This window comes from Nonomuraea sp. NPDC003727, assembly GCF_053586935.1.
The window spans coordinates 286,146-303,579 of record NZ_JBSFNE010000011.1 but is presented as its reverse complement, the minus strand read 5'-3'; the positions used below and the strand labels follow the sequence as shown (position 1 = coordinate 303,579).

At 71.7% G+C, this 17,434-nt stretch carries 16 protein-coding genes; 9 read left to right on the top strand and 7 right to left on the bottom strand.

Annotation, left to right across the window (positions count from 1 at the left end; genetic code table 11):
- Positions 1-19: 19 nt before the first annotated feature.
- Positions 20-625 (bottom strand): membrane protein YczE, encoded by a 606-nt coding sequence (gene yczE, locus ACWDLG_RS28490; RefSeq protein WP_449925575.1) that lies wholly within the window; start codon positions 623-625, stop codon positions 20-22.
- Positions 626-689: 64 nt separating this feature from the next.
- On the opposite strand from yczE, the gene yczR reads away from it, so the two are divergent.
- Positions 690-2,123: a MocR-like transcription factor YczR gene (gene yczR, locus ACWDLG_RS28485; RefSeq protein ID WP_449925573.1), complete on the top strand. Its 1,434-nt coding sequence runs from the start codon at positions 690-692 to the stop codon at positions 2,121-2,123.
- Here yczR and ACWDLG_RS28480 read toward each other — a convergent pair.
- Together ACWDLG_RS28480 and ACWDLG_RS28475 are read right to left on the bottom strand one after the other, a co-directional pair.
- Entirely contained in the window at positions 2,107-2,721 is a 615-nt protein-coding gene (locus tag ACWDLG_RS28480; RefSeq protein WP_354907059.1) for a trimeric intracellular cation channel family protein, read from the bottom strand. The genes yczR and ACWDLG_RS28480 overlap by 17 nt on opposite strands.
- A 5-nt stretch (positions 2,722-2,726) precedes the next feature.
- Positions 2,727-4,223 carry a peptide MFS transporter gene (locus tag ACWDLG_RS28475; RefSeq protein WP_449925570.1) on the bottom strand — a complete coding sequence of 499 codons (1,497 nt, stop codon included), beginning with the start codon at positions 4,221-4,223 and terminating at the stop codon, positions 2,727-2,729.
- Between the two features lie 150 nt (positions 4,224-4,373).
- Here ACWDLG_RS28475 and ACWDLG_RS28470 point away from each other — a divergent pair, with 150 nt between their 5' ends.
- The 3 genes from ACWDLG_RS28470 (at position 4,374) to ACWDLG_RS28460 (ending at position 8,181) form a co-directional block, all read left to right on the top strand.
- Positions 4,374-6,203 carry an AMP-dependent synthetase/ligase gene (locus ACWDLG_RS28470; RefSeq protein WP_449925567.1) on the top strand — a complete coding sequence of 610 codons (1,830 nt, stop codon included), beginning with the start codon at positions 4,374-4,376 and terminating at the stop codon, positions 6,201-6,203.
- Between the two features lie 67 nt (positions 6,204-6,270).
- Positions 6,271-7,578 carry a hypothetical protein gene (locus ACWDLG_RS28465; RefSeq protein WP_449925564.1) on the top strand — a complete coding sequence of 436 codons (1,308 nt, stop codon included), beginning with the start codon at positions 6,271-6,273 and terminating at the stop codon, positions 7,576-7,578.
- Between the two features lie 114 nt (positions 7,579-7,692).
- Positions 7,693-8,181, top strand: a complete 489-nt coding sequence (locus ACWDLG_RS28460) for a hypothetical protein (protein WP_354907055.1) — start codon at positions 7,693-7,695, stop codon at positions 8,179-8,181.
- A gap of 104 nt (positions 8,182-8,285) precedes the next feature.
- On the opposite strand, the gene ACWDLG_RS28455 is transcribed toward ACWDLG_RS28460, so the two are convergent.
- A complete protein-coding gene (locus tag ACWDLG_RS28455; protein ID WP_449925561.1) occupies positions 8,286-9,494 on the bottom strand; it encodes a cysteine desulfurase-like protein in 1,209 nt (402 codons plus the stop codon).
- Between the two features lie 55 nt (positions 9,495-9,549).
- On the opposite strand from ACWDLG_RS28455, the gene ACWDLG_RS28450 reads away from it, so the two are divergent.
- The 3 genes from ACWDLG_RS28450 (at position 9,550) to ACWDLG_RS28440 (ending at position 11,942) form a co-directional block, all read left to right on the top strand.
- Complete coding sequence (locus ACWDLG_RS28450; RefSeq protein WP_449925558.1) at positions 9,550-10,410, top strand: aldo/keto reductase; 861 nt, start codon at positions 9,550-9,552, stop codon at positions 10,408-10,410.
- A gap of 68 nt (positions 10,411-10,478) precedes the next feature.
- The gene (locus tag ACWDLG_RS28445; protein WP_449925555.1) at positions 10,479-11,705 is read left to right on the top strand and encodes a cytochrome P450; all 1,227 of its coding nucleotides are present in this window, start codon (positions 10,479-10,481) and stop codon (positions 11,703-11,705) included.
- Between the two features lie 81 nt (positions 11,706-11,786).
- Entirely contained in the window at positions 11,787-11,942 is a 156-nt protein-coding gene (locus ACWDLG_RS28440; protein ID WP_449925552.1) for a hypothetical protein, read from the top strand.
- Positions 11,943-11,969: 27 nt separating this feature from the next.
- On the opposite strand, the gene ACWDLG_RS28435 is transcribed toward ACWDLG_RS28440, so the two are convergent.
- Entirely contained in the window at positions 11,970-13,127 is a 1,158-nt protein-coding gene (locus ACWDLG_RS28435) for an RtcB family protein (protein ID WP_449925550.1), read from the bottom strand.
- Between the two features lie 255 nt (positions 13,128-13,382).
- Between ACWDLG_RS28435 and moaA the strand changes: the two genes are divergently transcribed.
- Positions 13,383-14,372, top strand: coding sequence for a GTP 3',8-cyclase MoaA (gene moaA, locus ACWDLG_RS28430; RefSeq protein ID WP_449925547.1), 990 nt, complete (start codon positions 13,383-13,385; stop codon positions 14,370-14,372).
- A 43-nt stretch (positions 14,373-14,415) separates the two neighbouring features.
- Here moaA and ACWDLG_RS28425 read toward each other — a convergent pair whose 3' ends face one another.
- On the bottom strand, positions 14,416-15,081 hold the full coding sequence (locus ACWDLG_RS28425) for a GntR family transcriptional regulator (RefSeq protein WP_449925544.1): 666 nt from the start codon (positions 15,079-15,081) through the stop codon (positions 14,416-14,418).
- The gene (locus tag ACWDLG_RS28420; RefSeq protein WP_449925542.1) at positions 15,078-16,199 is read right to left on the bottom strand and encodes a CaiB/BaiF CoA transferase family protein; all 1,122 of its coding nucleotides are present in this window, start codon (positions 16,197-16,199) and stop codon (positions 15,078-15,080) included. The genes ACWDLG_RS28425 and ACWDLG_RS28420 overlap by 4 nt, the downstream gene beginning before the upstream one ends.
- Before the next feature lie 66 nt (positions 16,200-16,265).
- Between ACWDLG_RS28420 and ACWDLG_RS28415 the strand changes: the two genes are divergently transcribed.
- Positions 16,266-17,426: an acyl-CoA dehydrogenase family protein gene (locus ACWDLG_RS28415; protein ID WP_449925539.1), complete on the top strand. Its 1,161-nt coding sequence runs from the start codon at positions 16,266-16,268 to the stop codon at positions 17,424-17,426.
- Positions 17,427-17,434: the final 8 nt, after the last annotated feature.

The following is a 17,434-nucleotide window of genomic DNA, read 5'->3' as shown; positions in this document are numbered from 1 at the left end:
GTGCCGGCCCGCTTTGTGCTCAGGACGGCAGCGGGAAGCGCCGGGTGAACAACTGCGTGATCGGGCCGATCGCCACGGCGAAGAGCAGCGTGCCGATGCCGACGGTCCCGCCGAGCAGCCAGCCGACGGCCACGACGGTGATCTCGATGAGGAAGCGGGACAGCCGGACCGACAGGCCGAGCCTGATCAGGCCGGTCATGATGCCGTCGCGCGGCCCCGGGCCCATCCCCGCGCCGATGTACAGGACGGTCGCCAGCGCGACGGCCACGATCGCCACCAGCAGGTAGGTCCACGCCAGGGCCCAGTGGCCGGGTGCCGGCAGCACGAACATCGCCGCGTCGGCGAACAGGCCCAGGAAGACGATGTTGCTGATCGTGCCGATGCCGGGCTTCTGCCGCAGCGGGATCCACAGCAGCATGACCAGCGCGCCGACCGCGATGATCCAGGTGCCGATGGTCAGGCCGGTCCTGATCGCCAGGCCCTCGTGGAAGACGTCCCAGGGGTCGTTGCCGAGGTTCGACTCGACCTGCAGGCCGATGCCGATGCCGTACAGGGCCAGGCCGCCGTAGAGGCGGACCAGGCGGGACGGAAGAGAGCCAAGGGACGGTACGGATATCTCGCTCATAATGGCCGCTATCCTCCAAGGCCAATGGCTTGCGCCAAAAGGGCCAATCGGCGAAAGTGGCCTTATGTCGGATCGCCACCTGTCCGCCCATCAGCTCGGACGCCTCCTCGACGCCGACCGGTCGGCCCGGCCGTACTACCGGGCGCTGGCCCAGGAGGTGCGCGCCCTGGTGCGGGACGGCAGGGTGCCGGTGCGGATGCGGATGCCCGCCGAACGGCACCTGGCCCAGGAGCTCGGCGTCAGCCGTACCACCGTGACCGCCGCCTACGACCTGCTGCGCGAGCAGGGCTACCTCGACAGCCGCCAGGGCGCGGGCAGCTGGACGGCGCTGCCCGACCCCTCGGTGTGCGCCGACAACCCCTGGCTGTCGGTGGACGACGACGGCCTGCTCCAGCTGCACTGCGCCGCCCCCGCCGCCACCACGCTGCTGCCGGAGGCCGTCGCCGAGGCCGTCCAGGACCTGCCCAGGTACGGCATGGGCACCGGCTACGACCCGATGGGCCTGCCCGAGCTGCGTGAGCGCATCGCCGCCCACTACACCGCCCGCGGCCTGGCCACCCGCCCCGAGCAGATCCTGGTGACGACCGGCTCCCAGCACGCCCTCCAGCTCGTCATGAGCCTGCTGGTCGGTGCCGGCGACCCGGTCGTGGTCGAGTCGCCCACCTACCCGCACGCCATCGACGCCGCCCGCCACAGGTCGGCCCGCATCGTGCCCGTCGGCGTCTCGGCCGAGGGCTGGCAGGTGGACCTGCTGGCAGGCGCCATGCGGCAGTCAGCGGCCCGGCTGGCCTACCTCATGCCCGACTTCCACAACCCGACGGGCGCGCTCATGGACGACGCCACCCGTGCCGCCGTCGTCGGCCACGCCAGGCGTATGGACACCACACTGCTGGTCGACGAGACATGGGCGGAGCTGGCGGTCGACGAGGTGCCGAGAGCCGCGCCGATGGCCGCCTTCGACACCGACAGCAGGGTGATCACCATCGGCTCCGCGTCCAAGCTGTGGTGGGGCGGGCTGCGCATCGGCTGGATCCGCGCCAGCGCGGCCCTGGCGCGCGGCCTGGCCGTGCACCGCGCGGCCGTCGACATCGCCAGCCCCGTCCTCGAGCAGCTCATCGTCGCCCGGCTGTTCGACCGCATCGAGGAGGCCCGCGCCGAGCGCCGCCGCTCGCTCGGCGCCTCCCGCGCGGCGCTGGTCACCGCGCTGCGCGAGCATCTGCCCGAGTGGAGCTTCACCGTGCCGCGCGGCGGCGGCACCCTGTGGGTACGGCTGGCCGGCGAGGGCGCCACCCCGCTGGCCGAGAGCGCCGCCTGCCACGGGGTCAGGCTCGCGCCCGGCCCGTGGTTCGGCGTGAGCGGCACCCTCGAGGGCTACCTGCGCCTGCCGTACACCCAGCCGCCGCAGGTGATCACCGAGGCGGTCGCCAGGCTGGCGACGGCCAGGGCCAGGGGACCGGTCGGCGCCCGTCCGAGGGACCCGCTCATTCGGATGGTTTGACGCCGCTGGCCAGCGGCGCCCGCCAGCCGTACTTCATGGCCAGCATCCGCAGCCCGAAGGCCAGTACGGCGGAGGCCAGCACGGCGGGCCAGCCGTGCAGGTCGAGCTCGAACAGCGCGGCCATCACGGCCGAGCCGAGCGTCGCGGGCACGGCGTACAGCTGGCGGTCGTAGAGCAGGGTGGGGATCTCGCCGGCCAGCATGTCGCGCAGCACGCCCCCGCCGACGGCGGTGGTGACGCCGAGCAGGGTCGCGTGCAGCGGCGACAGGTCGTACAGCAGCGCCTTCTCCGTGCCGACGGCGCAGAACAGGCCGAGGCCCGCCGCGTCGAGCACCAGCAGGACCGGCATGATCCGGGTGACCTGCGGATGCCAGAAGAAGACGATCACGGTCGCGGCGATGGGCACCAGCACGTACCCGAGACTCTGGAAGGCGGCGGGCGGGACGTTGAGGATCAGGTCGCGCATGATCCCGCCGCCCAGTGCGGTCATCGACGCCAGCACCGCCATGCCGACGACGTCGAGGCGCTTGCGGACGCCCATGAGCGCGCCGGACAGGGCGAAGACAAAGATTCCGGCGAGATCGAGCAGTTCAGACACAAAGGTCAGTGTGTCAGTGCCTGCCCCGGTGCCACGTCCTCGTCACCCATCAACGCCTTCAGCCTGCCCACGAACATCAGCAGGAACAGGCCGGCGGCCAGGGCGATGCCGCCCAGCACCAGGTAGTACTGCGGGAGCGTCAGGAAGGCGGTCAGCCGGTAGGTCTGGCCGCCGATGGCGTCGCCGAGCGCGGCCGCCAGGAACCACACGCCGAGGATCTGGCCCTTGAAGTGGTGGGGGGCGAGTTTGGTGGACACCGACAGGCCCACCGGGCTTAGCGTCAGCTCGCCGATCGTCTGCATGAGGTACATGACGACCAGCCACAGGATGGAGACCTTGATCCCGGTGGCGGCGACGGTGGCGGCCGAGGCGAGCACCACGAAGCTCAGGCCCGCCATGAACAGGGCGAAGGTGAACTTCATCGGGCTGCTCACCCTGCTTCCCCATCGGGTCAGCCAGAGCGCCGCGAAGATCGGTGAGAAGACGATCACGAACAGCGAGTTGAGGTTCTGGGTCCAGCCCGCGGGAATCGTGAACCCGAAGAACTCCAGGTCCACGCTCTTCATGGCGAAGTTGGTCACCGGCCCGGGGGCCAGGTCGAAGATCATCCAGAAGATGACGGCGGCGCAGAACAGCCAGATGTAGGCGCCGAACCTGCGCCGCTCCAGCGGGGTGATGCCGTGGCCGCCGTGGATGATGTAGCTGAGGTAGAAGATCGTGACCAACGCGATGATCGCGGTCACCGTCCAGGTGATGCCGTCCTCGGTGAACAGGCCCGCCGCGCTCAGCAGCGCGGCGATGACGGCGAGCGCGGCGACGGCGGCCAGCACCCACCTGACGGCCACCCGCCGCTCGGCCGGCGTCAGCGGCTGCGGCACCCGCTCGCCCGCGCCGTGCAGGCTCCGCTTGCCCAGGACGTACCAGGTCAGGCCGAAGGCCATGCCGACCGCGGCCGCGCCGAAGGCCAGGTGCCAGTGGGAGTCGCCGGCCAGGACGGGGGTGAGGCTGATGCCCGCCAGCGCGCCGATGTTGATGCCCATGTAGAACAGCGAGAAGCCCGAGTCGCGGCGGGCGTCCTCGTCCTCCCGGTAGAGGTAGCCGACCATGCCGGAGACGTTCGGCTTGAGCAGGCCGGTGCCGGAGACGATGAGCAGCAGGCCGAGATAGACGAAGAAGGGGCCCTTCACCGGCAGGGCCATGCTGATGTGGCCGCACATGATGATGACGCCGCCCAGCAGCACGGCCCTGCGCGCGCCGAGCACCCGGTCGGCCACCCAGCCACCGGGCAGCGCGGTCAGGTACACCATGCCCTGGTAGACGCCGAGGATCGCGAACGCCGTGGCCTCGGGCAGGCCGAGGCCGTTGCGGATGGGCGGGGCCATGAGGAAGGCGGCCAGGATGGCGCGCATGCCGTAGAAGCTGAAGCGCTCCCACATCTCGGTGCCGAACAGCGTGGCCAAGCCCCACGGATGTCCGAAAAAGGTCTTGTCTGCCGTCCTCATCCCGTCCCCCCGATGACGCGGCGCATGTGATCGACAACTGGTGGTGATGACGCGTTCTTGTCCCCTGCCCAGGTCTTGTCGGTGGGTAACGCCGTGTGATGCGATGCATGCCACTCATGCAAGTGGGCACTGACATGGAGGGCGCGCGTCATGGCCGATGTCCTTGAGGTACAGGCCGAGATCCTTCGGGAGATCGCCGGCCGTACGGTATGTGAGCAGCTCAAGCAGATCGCCGAGCGGTACCCGGACTCACCCGCCTACTCCGACCCCGTCGAGGGCGGCTGGAGCACGCTCACCTACGGCCAGGCCAGGCAGCGGGTCCTCGAGATCGCCGCCGGCTTCCTCGCGCTCGGCATGGAGCCAGGCGACGCGGTGGCGCTGATGATGGTCAACCGCAGCGAGCATGTGCTGGCCGACCTCGGCGCGGTCCACGCGGGCGGCACGTCCTGCTCGGTCTACTCGACCTTCGCCCCCGACCAGATCGCCTTCGTCGCCGACAACGTGGGCGCCAGGTACGCCGTCCTCGGCGGCCCCGCCGACCTGGCCCGCTGGGAGCCCGTCCTCGACCGGCTGCCGGACCTGCGCAGGATCATCCTGCTGGACGGCACGCCCTCCACCGACCGCTTCCTGAGCTGGGACGACTTCCTCGAGCTCGGCCGGGCCAGGCTCGCCGTCGACCCCGCGGCCGTCGAGGCCCGCTGGCAGGCGGTCGGCGCCGACGACGTGCTCACCGTCCTGTACACCTCCGGCACCACCGGCATGCCCAAGGGCGTGCCGCTCACCCACGCCAACGTCTTCTACGAGTGCGCCGCCACCGACCGCATGACCGCCCTGCCCCTTCAGGGCACCCAGATCTCCTACCTCACCTACGCCCACATCGCCGAGCGCGTCCTCAGCCTCTACCTGCCCCTGACCAAGGTCTCCCACGTGCACTTCTGCACCGACCTGGCCGCCCTCGGCGCCACGCTCGGCCAGGTGCGGCCGATGATGTTCTTCGGGGTGCCACGGGTGTGGGAGAAGATGATGGCCAAGCTCCAGGCCCTGCTGGCCACCCAGCCCGAGGAGCAGCAGCAGAAGGCACGCCAGGCCATGGCCGCGGGCCGCGCCTACATCGAGGCCGGCCAGTACGGCCGCGCCGTCACCCCCGAGATCCAGGCCGCCTTCGAGGCCGCCGACGCCGCGTTACTGTCGGTCGTCCGCGGCATGATCGGCTTCGACCGCGCCGAGTGGACCGCCACCGGCGCGGCCCCCCTGCCCGACGACGTGCAGGGCTTCTTCGCCGGGCTCGGTCTGCGCGTCATCGACGTGTACGGCATGACCGAGACCACCGGCGCCTTCACCGCCAACAGTCCCGCCTGCTACAAGCTGGGCACCGTCGGCAGGCCCGAGCCGGGCGTCGAGGTGCGGGTCGCCGAGGACGGCGAGATCCTCACCCGCAGCCCGCTCAACACCGGCGGCTACCTCGGCAGGGCGGCCGAGGAGCTGATCGACGAGGACGGCTGGCTGCACACCGGCGACATCGGCACCGTCGACGACGACGGCTTCTACCGGGTGGTCGACCGCAAGAAGGAGCTCATCATCACCGCCGGCGGCGAGAACATCTCGCCCGCCGCGATCGAGAACCACCTCAAGGAGCACCCGCTCATCGGCCAGGCGCTCGCCTACGGCGACAACCGGCCCTACCCCGTGGCCGTCCTCACCCTCGACGGCGAGGTGGCCCCCGGCTGGGCGCAGGCCCAGGGCATCGCGTTCACCACGCTGGCCGAGCTGGCCGAGCACCCCGACGTGGTCAAGACGGTCGAGACGGCCGTCGAGGCGGCCAACGCGAAGCTGGCCAGGGTGCAGCAGGTCAAGAAGTGGGCGCTGCTGCCTGACGAGTGGACGGCCGAGACCGCCGAGCTGACCCCGAGCCTCAAGCTCAAGCGCAGGGTGATCCACGCGAAGTACGCCGAAGTGATCGAGGGCCTCTACTCCGGGTGACACCTTTGCCAACAGGGGCGTGTGTCTCGCCCCTGGGCATTGCCGGGCGGTTCCTACCGTCCAACTCATGACCAAGACAGTCCTGCTCACATCGCTGGTGGCGGGGACACTGACCGGTCCCGCTCTGGTCGAGGCGCCCGCCCCCCTCGCGATCAAGGAAATCACGATCCGTCCCGGCGACCCCGTGGTGGGTCCGCACGGCTCGGTGAAGCTGGTGATCGACGTCGTGGCCAGCGGAGCCGAGGAGAACGGCGTGACCATCAAGGTCGAGCCGGGCGCTCCGCCGGGCCCGGTACTCGGCCGCAAGCCCGTCGGGGGCGGCAGGCTCCCCGGCCCCGTGTCCCAGGCGCCGGTGGCGAGGCTGGCGCTGGTACCCCTGAACGTCCACCAGCCCGCGGCAGGTGTCCTGTCGCCGGAGGAGGTCTCTCCCGCGTTCGCGGTACCGAAGCCCCCCGTGGCGCCACCGCCCGCCGACGAGGGGGGCGAGGGCCGCGTCCAATTCCCGCGCGCGAAGCGCCCGTCCACGGAGGGCGTGATAGGAGGGGCGATCTCCTGGCCGGGCGAGCCGCCACCCCCGCACCCGGGAGAGCCCTGGTTCGAGCCCTCGGCCGCGACCGACTCCACGGCCGACTCCACGACCGACGCCGCGGCTGATTCTGCGGCTGATCCTGCGGCCGACGCCGCAGCCGATTCCACGGTCGAGCCCGCAGCAGACTCCACGGCCGACTCCGTAGCCGCCGACGCCACAACCGACGCCGCAGTGGACCCCGCGACCGACGCCGCAGCCGACCCGGCGACCGACACCGCGACCGATTCCACGAGTGGGTCCGCGGGTGACCTCGCGGGGGCGCCGGACCCCTCGTCCGAGCCGGCGCCGGAGCAGGAGCCCGCGCCGTCCGCCGGTCCGGACGGAGAGCCCGTCGACCGTGACGGGAGGTGGGAGACCTGGCGCTTCCTGCCCACGCAGCCCCTGAACCGCTTCTATCCCGCGGGCGCCTGGACCATCACGGCCACCGCCACGGCGGACGACGGCACCAGCGTCACCGCCTACGCCACCTTCAACCTGCGCCGCGAGACCAAGCTCAGCTCGGTGCGCGTGAGCGACGCGGGCCCGGCGCGGGGCGTACGGCTGAGCGGGTCGCTGCACCGGGTCGACCCCAGCGGCGTCTCGGACTTCGCGCCGTTCGCCAGGCAGCGGCTGGAGATCCTCTACCGCCAGGACGCCGACGCCGACTGGCGTCCCGTCGGAGTCGTGACCACCGGCGAGACCGGACGCTTCGACCGGCGCCTGCCGGGCCGGGAGCGCGGCATGTGGCGGGTCCGCTACGGGGGAACCGACACCTACGCGGCCGAGCAGGCCAGAACTCAGCGCTGAGCCGGCGTTACCCGATCGTTAGCTTCTTTACTGCAACTTTTCTTTACCTTGACTCGTCGGTGGTGTTGACGCACTCCGTCCCGAGCGCGTCTTCAACGGGGAGAGGAAGTTCAGATGATGCGACGACTCGCCGCCGGCGCGGTGGCCGCCGCGCTCGGCGCCTCGGTGCTCGCGACCACGGGCACCGCGCTCGCCGATCCCGGCTACGACCGCGACCCCGACTGGGACGGCGGCCACACCAGGCTGTCGCTCGACGTCGGTCCTGAGCCCGCGTGGAAGGGCCGCGGCATCTCGATCGAGGGCAAGCTCTCGGTCGAGTGCGAGGAGGACTACATCGACGGCTTCGTCGTGGTCCGCCACGCCGACCACTGCAAGCAGGCGGGCGGCTGGAAGCGGCTGGGCGGCAAGAACATCGAGATCCTGTTCAGGCCGGACGGCTCCGGCCGCTGGGAGCACGTCGACACGGTCAGGACCGGGCGCGACGGCTACTTCTACACGCGCGAGCGCGCCTGGACCTCGGGCACGTGGCGCGCGGTGTTCGAGGGCGCCTGGTACCTCGAGCCGGCCGAGGCCACCGACTGGGTGAAGGTCGTCGGCCACTAGCCGGTGATCGCAAGAGCCCCGGCCCCGGCCGGGGCTCTTGTCTTTCCCGCGGAGTCCCTCCCGGTCAGGTGTCCTCGCCGGTGAGGTCCCTCCCACTCCCGCTGTCACGGGCGGGACAGCTCGTCCAGGGCCTCCAGCAGCCGGTCGATCTCCGCCCGGTCGTTGTAGTGGACCAGCCCCGCCCGCACCGCCGACCCGGTGTCCCTGATGCCCAGCGCCTTCGTGGGCTCCCACGCGTAACAGTGGCCGTCCCACACGTTGACCTTCCGCGCGGCCAGGTGCTCGGCCACCCGGCGCGGTGAGTGGCCCGCCACGGTGAAGTAGGCGGTGGCGGTGCGCCGCCGCGGGGCGCCGACCAGCCGTACCAGGGGCAGCGCGGCCAGGCCCTTGAGCAGGTGGGCGAGCTCGGCCTGCTCGTAGGCGGCGACGGCCGACATCGAGGCGAGGATCCGTGCTCTGCGCGGGCCTGCGGCGTCAGGGTCGAGGGCGGCCAGGTGCTCCACGGCCGCGCGCACGCCCGCCAGGTCGGCGAAGGGCAGCGTGCCCGTCTCGAACCTGGCGGGCACCTCGTCGGGCGAGCAGGCGAGCTTGTCCGGCCGTAGCGAGTCGAGCAGCGTCGGGGCGGCGACCACCGCGCCGACGTGGGGGCCACACCACTTGTAGGCGCTGGTGGCGTAGAAGTCGGCGCCGAGAGCCGCCATGTCGACGGGACCGTGCGGGGTGGCGTGCACGCCGTCCACGTAGACCAGCGCGCCCGCGCCGTGGGCGACGGCGGCGATCTCGGCCACGTCCGGGATCGTGCCGAGCACGTTGCTGGCCGCCGTCACCGCCACCAGCCTGGTCCGCTCGGTGACCAGCCGCCGGTACTGCTCGGCGGGCAGCTCGCCCGACGGCACCACGATGTCCGCGTACCTCACCACGGCGCCCGCGCGCTCGGCCGCCTGCACCCACGGGCGCACGTTGGCGTCGTGGTCGAGCCGGGAGACGACCACCTCGTCGCCCTCGGCCCAGGTTCTGGCGAGCGTGGCGGCGAAACGACAGGTCAGCGTGGTCATGTTCGCGCCGAACACCACGCCGCCGGCCTCACCGCCCACCAGGTCGGCCACCGCGGCGCGGGCCTCGGCCACGATCGCGTCGGAGCGGGCGCTCGCGGCGAACGCGCCGTGCGCGTTGCCGATGCCGGCCCGGTAGGCGCCCGCGATCGCGTCGATCACCGTCCGCGGCACCTGGGTGCCGGCCGCGGCGTCCAGCCATGCGTGCCCGTCGGAGAGAGCGGGGTACAGCGCGCGTACCCGAGTCACGTCGAAGCTCATGAATCACCATCCTGCGCTTGCCCTGGACCGAACTCCAGCCGCGAGGATGGTGCCCATGAGGAACCGATCCATCGCCGACGTCACCGTCAGCGCCATCGGCCTGGGCGCCATGCCCATGTCGGTCGCCGACCACATGCCCGACGAGGCGCGCTCCATCAGGACCATCCACGCCGCCCTCGACGCGGGCGTCACGCTGATCGACACCGCCGACGCGTACGCGCCCACCACCGCGGAGCTCGGCCACAACGAACGGCTCGTGGCCAAGGCCCTGGCGTTGTGGAGCGGCGACCGCGACGCCGTCCTGGTGGCCACCAAGGGCGGCCACACCCGCACGCCCGGCGACGGCTGGGGCCTGAACGGCAGCCGCGCCTACCTGCGCCAGGCGTGCGAGCGGTCGCTGAAGGCCCTCGGTGTGGAGGTCATCGGGCTCTACCAGCACCACCGGCCCGACCCGGCCGTGCCGTACGAGGAGAGCATCGGGGCGCTGCGCGACCTGCTCGACGAGGGCAAGATCCGCCTGGCGGGCATCTCCAACGCCGACCCCGCGCAGATCAGGCAGGCCCACGACATCCTCGGCGGACGGCTGGCGAGCGTGCAGAACGAGTACTCGCCCCGCTTCCGCACCAGCGAGCCGGAGATCGACGTGTGCGCCGAGCTGGGGGTGGCGTTCCTGCCGTGGTCGCCCCTCGGCGGCATCTCGGCCGCCGCCGGCCTGGGCGCCGCGCACGCCGCCTTCAACGAGGTGGCGGCCGAGCGCGGGGTCTCGCCGCAGCGGGTGTGCCTGGCGTGGGAGCTGTCCCGCAGCCCCGTCGTCATCCCCATCCCGGGTGCCAGCCGTCCGGAGAGCATCCTCGACTCGGCGGCCGCCGCCGACCTGACCCTGACGCCGGACGAACTGGCCCGCCTCGGCCGTTGACCGTGGGCATCGCCCCGCATACGTTCCGCATGGGCCGCCTTCGCGCCGCCCGGACCGGAGGGAATCCGATGACCGCCGAACCCGACCCGCACCAGCGGACCTGGCCCGACATCGTGCCCGGACCGCTGGGCACGCCCCCGCCGGAGTTTTCCCGCCGCCGCGCGGAGGGACCGCTGGACCCGGCCGCGATGCCCAGCGGCGACCTGGTCCCCGTCGCCGTGCGGTACGAGGACGTGCGCACCCTGCTGGGGTCGGCTGCCTCCAGCCGCAACCTGCGCCTGCCGGGACTGCCTCGGCTGGTGAGCGGCATGGGCATCGACGACGACCCGGACGCGCTGATCAACCAGGATCCGCCGGAGCACACCCGCTACCGGCGGATCATGCACGCGGCCTTCACCCCCCGCCGCACCGAGCCGTGGCGGCCTCGGATCGCGAGGATCGCCGGAGAACTGCTCGACGGGCTGGGGGAGGAGTTCGACCTGGTGGCCGCCTTCGCCGTGCGGCTGCCCGGCCAGGTCGTCTGCCGGCTGCTCGGCGTGCCCCACGCCGACTACGACCGGTTCGTGACGTGGACGGACATGTTCCTCACCACCTCCACGGCGACCGGGCAGGCCCGCCACCGGGCCTACACCGAGTTCATGGCCTACGCCGCCGACCTGGTCGCCCGGCATCGCGCGCGACCCGGCGACGATCTCATCGACCTGCTCGTCCAGGCCAGGGACGACGAGGACCGGCTGACCGAGGGGGAGCTGGTCAACACGGTCTTCTCGCTGATCACCGCCGGGCACGAGACGACCGCCTCGATGGTCTCCCGCGGCGCCTTCCGCCTCATGCTGCACCGCGCGCAGTGGGCGGAACTGGTCGCCCGGCCGGACCTGGCGGCCGGCGCGGCCGAGGAGATCCTGCGCTACGACGGGCCGCCGGCCAGCGCGTTCATGCGCAGGATGACGAAGGACGTCGAGGTGTCCTGCGGCACCCTGCCGGCCGGCTCCGTCGTGCTGCCGAACCTCAACGCCGCCAACCACGACCCGAGCGCCTTCCCCGACCCGGAGCGCTTCGACATCCACCGCTTCGGCGCGCAGCCGCCCCACCCGCACCTGGCCTTCGGGTACGGCCCGCACCGCTGCCTGGCCGCCGCGCTGGCCAGGGTGGAGCTCACCGAGGCGGTCCGGGCCCTGGCGGTCAAACGTCCCACGCTGCGGCTGGCGATCCCGGCCGAGGCGGTCGAGTGGAGCGACGGGCTGACCTACCGTCCCGTCGCGTTACCGGTCACCTCGGCCGCCCCCGGGTCCTGAACCCCGCCGACGCGCACCCGGCCGGGGCCCGCGGAGGGAGGTGTACGGGGTAAAAGGGTTGCCCGGGATGTCCGGGTCCAGATGGGTGTGCGTCAGCAGCATCGTGTCGACCTGACGGCCCTCGGCCAGCCCGCGCTCCAGGCGCTCGGGATGCGTGATCATGGCGAGGAGAACGTCTTTCCCGTGAAGTTCGATTTCGACAGCGTGAAAGCAGAAAAGACGCCCCCGCCGCGATAATGGGCGAGGGCGTCCCGTTCGGGAATGTCATCCCTTGTAGTTGAAGATCTGCCGCAACGTGTGCTGCACCTCGACCAGATCCTTCTGGTCCGCCATCACCTGGTCGATGGACTTGTAGGCGTCAGGGTGCTCGTCCACCAGCGCGGCGGCCCGGTCCGCGTTCCAGGTGCGGCCGCTCATCGCCGCCGTCAGGGACGCCGCAGACAGCTCCCGCTTCGCCTTGGTGCGCGACATGCGGCGGCCAGCGCCGTGGGAGCAGGAGTTGTACGACTCGGGGTTCCCGCGGCCGCGCACGATGTACGAGCGCGTCCCCATCGAGCCGGGGATGACGCCTTCGTCGCCCCTGTCGGCCTTGATGGCGCCCTTGCGGGTGATCCACAGCGACTTGCCGTAGTGGGTCTCCTGCTGGGTGAAGTTGTGGTGGCAGTTGATCGTGCGCACCCGCTGGCCCATGCCGGCGACCCTGAACAGGGCGTTGATCAGGACCTTGTCCATCCGGGCGCGCGAGGCCATGGCGTAGCGCTGGGCCCACAGCATGTCCTCGATGTACGCGGTGAACTCCGGAGTGTTCTGGACCAGGTAGGCCAGGTCCGGGTCCTCCAGGCCGATCTCCTGCTTCTTCATCAGCTTCTTGGCGCCCACGATGTGCATCGTGGCCAGTTGGTTGCCGATGCCGCGCGACCCCGAGTGCAGCACCGTCCAGACCCGGTCACGCTCGTCGAGGCAGACCTCGACGAAGTGGTTGCCGGAGCCGAGGGTCCCGAACTGGTCGGACACCTTCTTGGTCAGCCGCTGGTCGAGGTCGGTGTGGGGCAGGCCGAGGTCGCCGAGGGCGAGGTCCACCGACGGGTCGTCGTGGCCCTTGCCGACGCCGGCGGGGATGCGGCGCTCCACCATCGGCATCAGCGCGGCCAGGGTGTCGGGCAGATCGGCGGCGGTGAGCGTCGTCTCCGTGGCCACCATGCCGCAGCCGATGTCCACGCCGACGGCCGCCGGGATGATCGCGTTCTTGGTGGGGATCACCGAGCCGACGGTCGCACCGATGCCGACATGGGCGTCCGGCATGAGAGCGACGTGGCCGGAGACGATTGGCAGGCGAGCGGCACGAGCGGCCTGCATGATCGCGCCTTCGTCGATCTCGCTGGCCCATGACAGCAGGTTGGGTGCGGGCTGGTTCGGCGACATGAGAACAATCTCCTTACTGGTTCTTGATCAGTGTGGCGTGACCAGAAAGGAAATCCCACTCATTTTATCTTTTCGCCGACGCTCACTCCGCCGACGATATTCGGCACCGGTGCGGATACGCCCGAAACCGCATGGCCGAGCCGGCCGTACCCGGGGTCACGGCCGACGCACGGACGGGGCGGGCTCGGTTCCATGTGGCGCCATGGAATAGGCTGAACACGTGTTCCCCTCGATGAGCTAGGAGGTGACCGCCCAGTGCTGAAGGACTCGTTCGGCCGGGTGGCGACCGACCTTCGGGTGTCCCTCACGGACAAGTGCAACCTGCGCTGCTCTTACTGCATGCCGCCCGAAGGCCTCGACTGGATGCCCAACGCCCAGTTGCTGACCGCCGACGAGATCGTCCGCCTGGTCACCATCGGGGTCGAACGCCTCGGCATCACCGAGGTGCGCTACACGGGGGGAGAGCCGCTGCTGCGTCGCGAGCTGGTCGACATCGTCGCCCGCACCTCGGCGCTGGCGCCCAGGCCGCAGATCTCCGTCACCACGAACGGCATCGGCCTGGCCAGGCTCGCCACCCCGCTGGCCGAGGCGGGCCTCGACCGGGTCAACGTCTCCCTCGACACCCTCGACCGCGAGACGTTCAAGCGCCTGGCCCATCGCGACAGGTTCGCGGACGTCATCGCGGGTCTCGAGGCGGCCGAGCGGGCGGGGCTGCGGCCGGTCAAGGTCAACACGGTGCTCATGCGCGGCGTCAACGAGCACGAGGCCGTGCCGCTGCTGCGCTTCTGCCTCGAGCGCGGCTACGAGCTGCGCTTCATCGAGCAGATGCCGCTGGATGCCCAGCACGGCTGGAGCCGGGCCGACATGGTCACGGCCGACGAGATCCTCGCCCTGCTCGCCGCCGACTTCGACCTGTGCCCTGACGACCTGGAGGAGCGGGGCAGCGCGCCCGCCGAACGCTTCCTCGTCGACGGCGGCCCGGCGCGGGTGGGCGTGATCGGCTCGGTGACGCGCCCGTTCTGCGGAGCCTGCGACAGGGTACGGCTGACCGCCGACGGCCAGATCCGCAACTGCCTGTTCGCCAGGGAGGAGTCCGACCTCAAGGCGGCGCTGCGCGACGGCGCCACCGACGAGGAACTGGCCGAGCGCTGGATCGCCGCGGTCCGCGGCAAGCGCGCCGGCCACGGCATCGACGACCCGTCGTTCCTGCAGCCGGTCAGGCCGATGTCGGCCATCGGAGGCTGATCAGCCGCCGGTAGGTGTCCGCCGCCGGTGTCCGCCGCCGGTGTCAGCCGTCGAGGACCGCCGACAGGGCGGCGACCGCGTGCGCGCGGTGCTCGTCGAGCAGGCGCACCGCGGCGTCGGCGTCGGCGGCCCGCAGCGCGCCGAGCACCGCGCGGTGCTCGCTCACGACCCGCTCCCTGTTGCCCCCGTCGCCGTAGTACATCGACCGGTAGGCGTCGGTGGCGTCCCACAGCGTCCTGATCAGCCGCACCAGCCGGGGCATCCCGGCGCACTCGAAGAGCGTCAGATGGAAGACCCTGTTGGCCGCCGCCATCTCCTGCACGTCGCCCGCGGCGGCGGCCCGCTCCACCTCGTCCTGCGCCCGTTCGAGCCGCGCCAGATCGCCGGCGGTCAGGCGGGGGACGGCCCGCCGTACCGCCTCCTCCTCCAGCAGTTCCCTGATGCGGTAGACCTCGCGCAGGTCGTCGAGCGAGAGCGTCTCGACGAAGTAGCCGCGATGCGCCTGGTAGGTGACCAGGCCCTCGCCATGGAGCGTCTTCAGCGCCTCCCGCAGCGGCACCCTGCTGACGTCGAACTCCTCGGCCAGCGCGTCCTGCCTGATCGGGCTGCCGGGGCGCAGCCTGCCCGTGGTGATGGCCCTGCGGAGCTCGCCGAGCACGAACTGCTGGGCCGTGGGCGGCCGGCGGCGTTCTTCCTCGAGCGGGCTCATCGCCCCAATATCTCACGGACCCAGTCGGAGTCCTGCCCGAGCGCGGGCGGCCGCAGCCGGTAGGCGGCGGGCGTGGCCCCGAGTCCCACCGGGTTGGCCACCTGCCCGTCGACCACCGGCTCGAACCCGAGCGAGGCGGCCAGCTCGAAGGCGCCGGCCACGTCGTTGATGGGCCCGCACGGCACGCCCGCCGCGGTGAGCGCCGCGAACCACTCGTCGGCGCTCCGCCCGGCCAGCGCCGCCGACAGTTCGGGCACCAGAAGGCCACGGGCCCGCACCCGGGCGTCGTTGGTGGCGTAGCGGGCGTCGGCGGCCAGGTCGTCGCGGCCGAGCGCCGCGCACAGCGCGCGGAACTGCCGGTCGTTGCCGGCGGCGATGACGATCGGCCGGTCGGCGGCCTCGAACACCTCGTACGGCACGATGCTGGGATGCCTGTTGCCCATCGCGCGCGGCACCACGCCCGCCGCGGCGTAGGCCGAGGCGTGGTTGGCCAGCGCCGACAGCAGCGAGGTCAGCAGCGTCACCTCGACGCGCTGGCCCTGCCCCGTCCGGTCCCTGTGGCGCAGCGCGGCCAGGATCCCGAAAGCCGCGTGCAGCCCGGTGATCACGTCGACCAGCGCCACGCCGGTCTTGGTGCCCTGGCCCTCGGGCTCGCCCGTCACGCTCATCAGCCCGCCGACCGCCTGGACGACCAGGTCGTAGCCGGGCAGGTCGGCCCCCTTGCCAGCGCCGAACCCGGTGACCGAGCAGTAGACCAGGCCGGGGTTGAGCTCGCGGACCGCTTCGTAGCCCAGCCCCATGCGCTCCATCGTGCCCGGCCTGAAGTTCTCCACCAGCACGTCCGCCCTGGCCACCAGCGCCCGCGCCACCTCCAGGTCGTCCGGGTCGCGCAGGTCGAGGGCGATCGAGCGCTTGTTGCGGTTGACGCCGAGGAAGTAGGTCGCCTGCCCGTCGGCGTACGGCGGGCCCCATGCCCTGGTGTCGTCGCCGCCCTCGGGCCGCTCCACCTTCACCACGTCGGCGCCCATGTCGCCGAGCAGCATCGTGGCGTACGGGCCGGCCAGCACCCTGCTGAAGTCGGCCACCAGCAGTCCGGACAGCGCTCCTGAAGTCTCCATAGGCAGGGCAGCCTATGCTGTGCCATGTTGGATATTCAATATTGGATCCAATCTGGAGGCTCCGCCATGCACCCCACCGCCCTGTTCGCCGTCGACGGCCTGCTGACCGACGAGGAGCGCGAGATCAGGAGCACGGTCCGCCGCCTGTGCGACCGCGAGCTGCGCCCGCACCTGACCCAGTGGTTCGAGGACGGCGTCATCCCCGCGCGCGAGCTGGCCCGCACGTTCGGCGGACTGGGGCTGCTCGGCATGCACCTGGAAGGGTACGGCTGCCCGGGTCTCGGCGCGGTCTCCTACGGCCTGGCCTGCCTGGAGCTCGAGGCCGCCGACTCCGGCCTGCGCAGCCTGGTGTCGGTCCAGGGCTCCCTCGCCATGTACGCCATCTGGCGCTACGGCAGCGAGGAGCAGAAGAACGCGTGGCTGCCCGCCATGGCGGCGGGCGAGCGCATCGGCTGCTTCGGCCTGACCGAGCCCGACGTCGGCTCCGACCCGGCCCGCATGCGCGCCGGCGCCAAGCGCGACGGCGGCGACTGGGTGCTGAACGGCACCAAGATGTGGATCACCAACGGCTCGGTCGCCGACGTGGCCGTCGTGTGGGCGCAGACCGAGGAGGGCATCCGCGGCTTCCTTGTCCCCGCCGGCACGCCCGGCTTCACCACCAGGGACCTGAAGCACAAGGTGTCCCTGCGTGCGAGCGTCACCAGCGAACTGGTCCTCGACGAGGTACGGCTGCCGCGCGAGGCCGTGCTGCCGGGCGCCCGCGGCCTGTCGGGACCGCTGCGGTGCCTGAACGAGGCCAGGTTCGGCATCGTGTTCGGCGCGATGGGGGCGGCGCTCGACTGCCTGGAGACGGCGCTGGCCTACGCGGGCGAGCGGGAGGTCTTCGCCAGGCCGCTGGCCGCCTTCCAGCTCACCCAGGACAAGCTCGCCGACATGGCCCTCGAGCTGGGCAAGGGGCTGCTGCTCGCCGTCCACCTCGGACGGCTGAAGGAGGCGGGCACGATCACCCCCGAGCAGGTGAGCGCGGGCAAGCTCAACAACGTGCGCGAGGCGCTGGAGATCGCCAGGACGTGCCGGACCATCCTGGGTGCCAGCGGCATCACCCTGGAGTACCCGGTGATCCGGCACGCGGTGAACCTGGAGTCGGTGCTCACCTACGAGGGCACCTCGGAGATCCACGCCCTCGTCCTGGGCAAGGCGCTGACCGGCCACGCGGCCTTCGCCTGACGGTCCCC

Bases quoted from the DNA above. Each gene is read 5' to 3' on its own strand.
- ACWDLG_RS28455 (WP_449925561.1), bottom strand. From the start codon at position 9,494: ATGAGCTTCGACGTGACTCGGGTACGCGCGCTGTACCCCGCTCTCTCC.
- ACWDLG_RS28450 (WP_449925558.1), top strand. From the start codon at position 9,550: ATGAGGAACCGATCCATCGCCGACGTCACCGTCAGCGCCATCGGCCTG.
- yczR (WP_449925573.1), top strand. From the start codon at position 690: ATGTCGGATCGCCACCTGTCCGCCCATCAGCTCGGACGCCTCCTCGAC.
- ACWDLG_RS28425 (WP_449925544.1), bottom strand. From the start codon at position 15,081: ATGAGCCCGCTCGAGGAAGAACGCCGCCGGCCGCCCACGGCCCAGCAG.
- ACWDLG_RS28420 (WP_449925542.1), bottom strand. From the start codon at position 16,199: ATGGAGACTTCAGGAGCGCTGTCCGGACTGCTGGTGGCCGACTTCAGC.
- ACWDLG_RS28460 (WP_354907055.1), top strand. From the start codon at position 7,693: ATGATGCGACGACTCGCCGCCGGCGCGGTGGCCGCCGCGCTCGGCGCC.
- ACWDLG_RS28445 (WP_449925555.1), top strand. From the start codon at position 10,479: ATGACCGCCGAACCCGACCCGCACCAGCGGACCTGGCCCGACATCGTG.
- ACWDLG_RS28435 (WP_449925550.1), bottom strand. From the start codon at position 13,127: ATGTCGCCGAACCAGCCCGCACCCAACCTGCTGTCATGGGCCAGCGAG.
- ACWDLG_RS28415 (WP_449925539.1), top strand. From the start codon at position 16,266: ATGCACCCCACCGCCCTGTTCGCCGTCGACGGCCTGCTGACCGACGAG.
- yczE (WP_449925575.1), bottom strand. From the start codon at position 625: ATGAGCGAGATATCCGTACCGTCCCTTGGCTCTCTTCCGTCCCGCCTG.
- ACWDLG_RS28470 (WP_449925567.1), top strand. From the start codon at position 4,374: ATGGCCGATGTCCTTGAGGTACAGGCCGAGATCCTTCGGGAGATCGCC.
- ACWDLG_RS28440 (WP_449925552.1), top strand. From the start codon at position 11,787: ATGGGTGTGCGTCAGCAGCATCGTGTCGACCTGACGGCCCTCGGCCAG.
- ACWDLG_RS28465 (WP_449925564.1), top strand. From the start codon at position 6,271: ATGACCAAGACAGTCCTGCTCACATCGCTGGTGGCGGGGACACTGACC.
- ACWDLG_RS28475 (WP_449925570.1), bottom strand. From the start codon at position 4,223: ATGAGGACGGCAGACAAGACCTTTTTCGGACATCCGTGGGGCTTGGCC.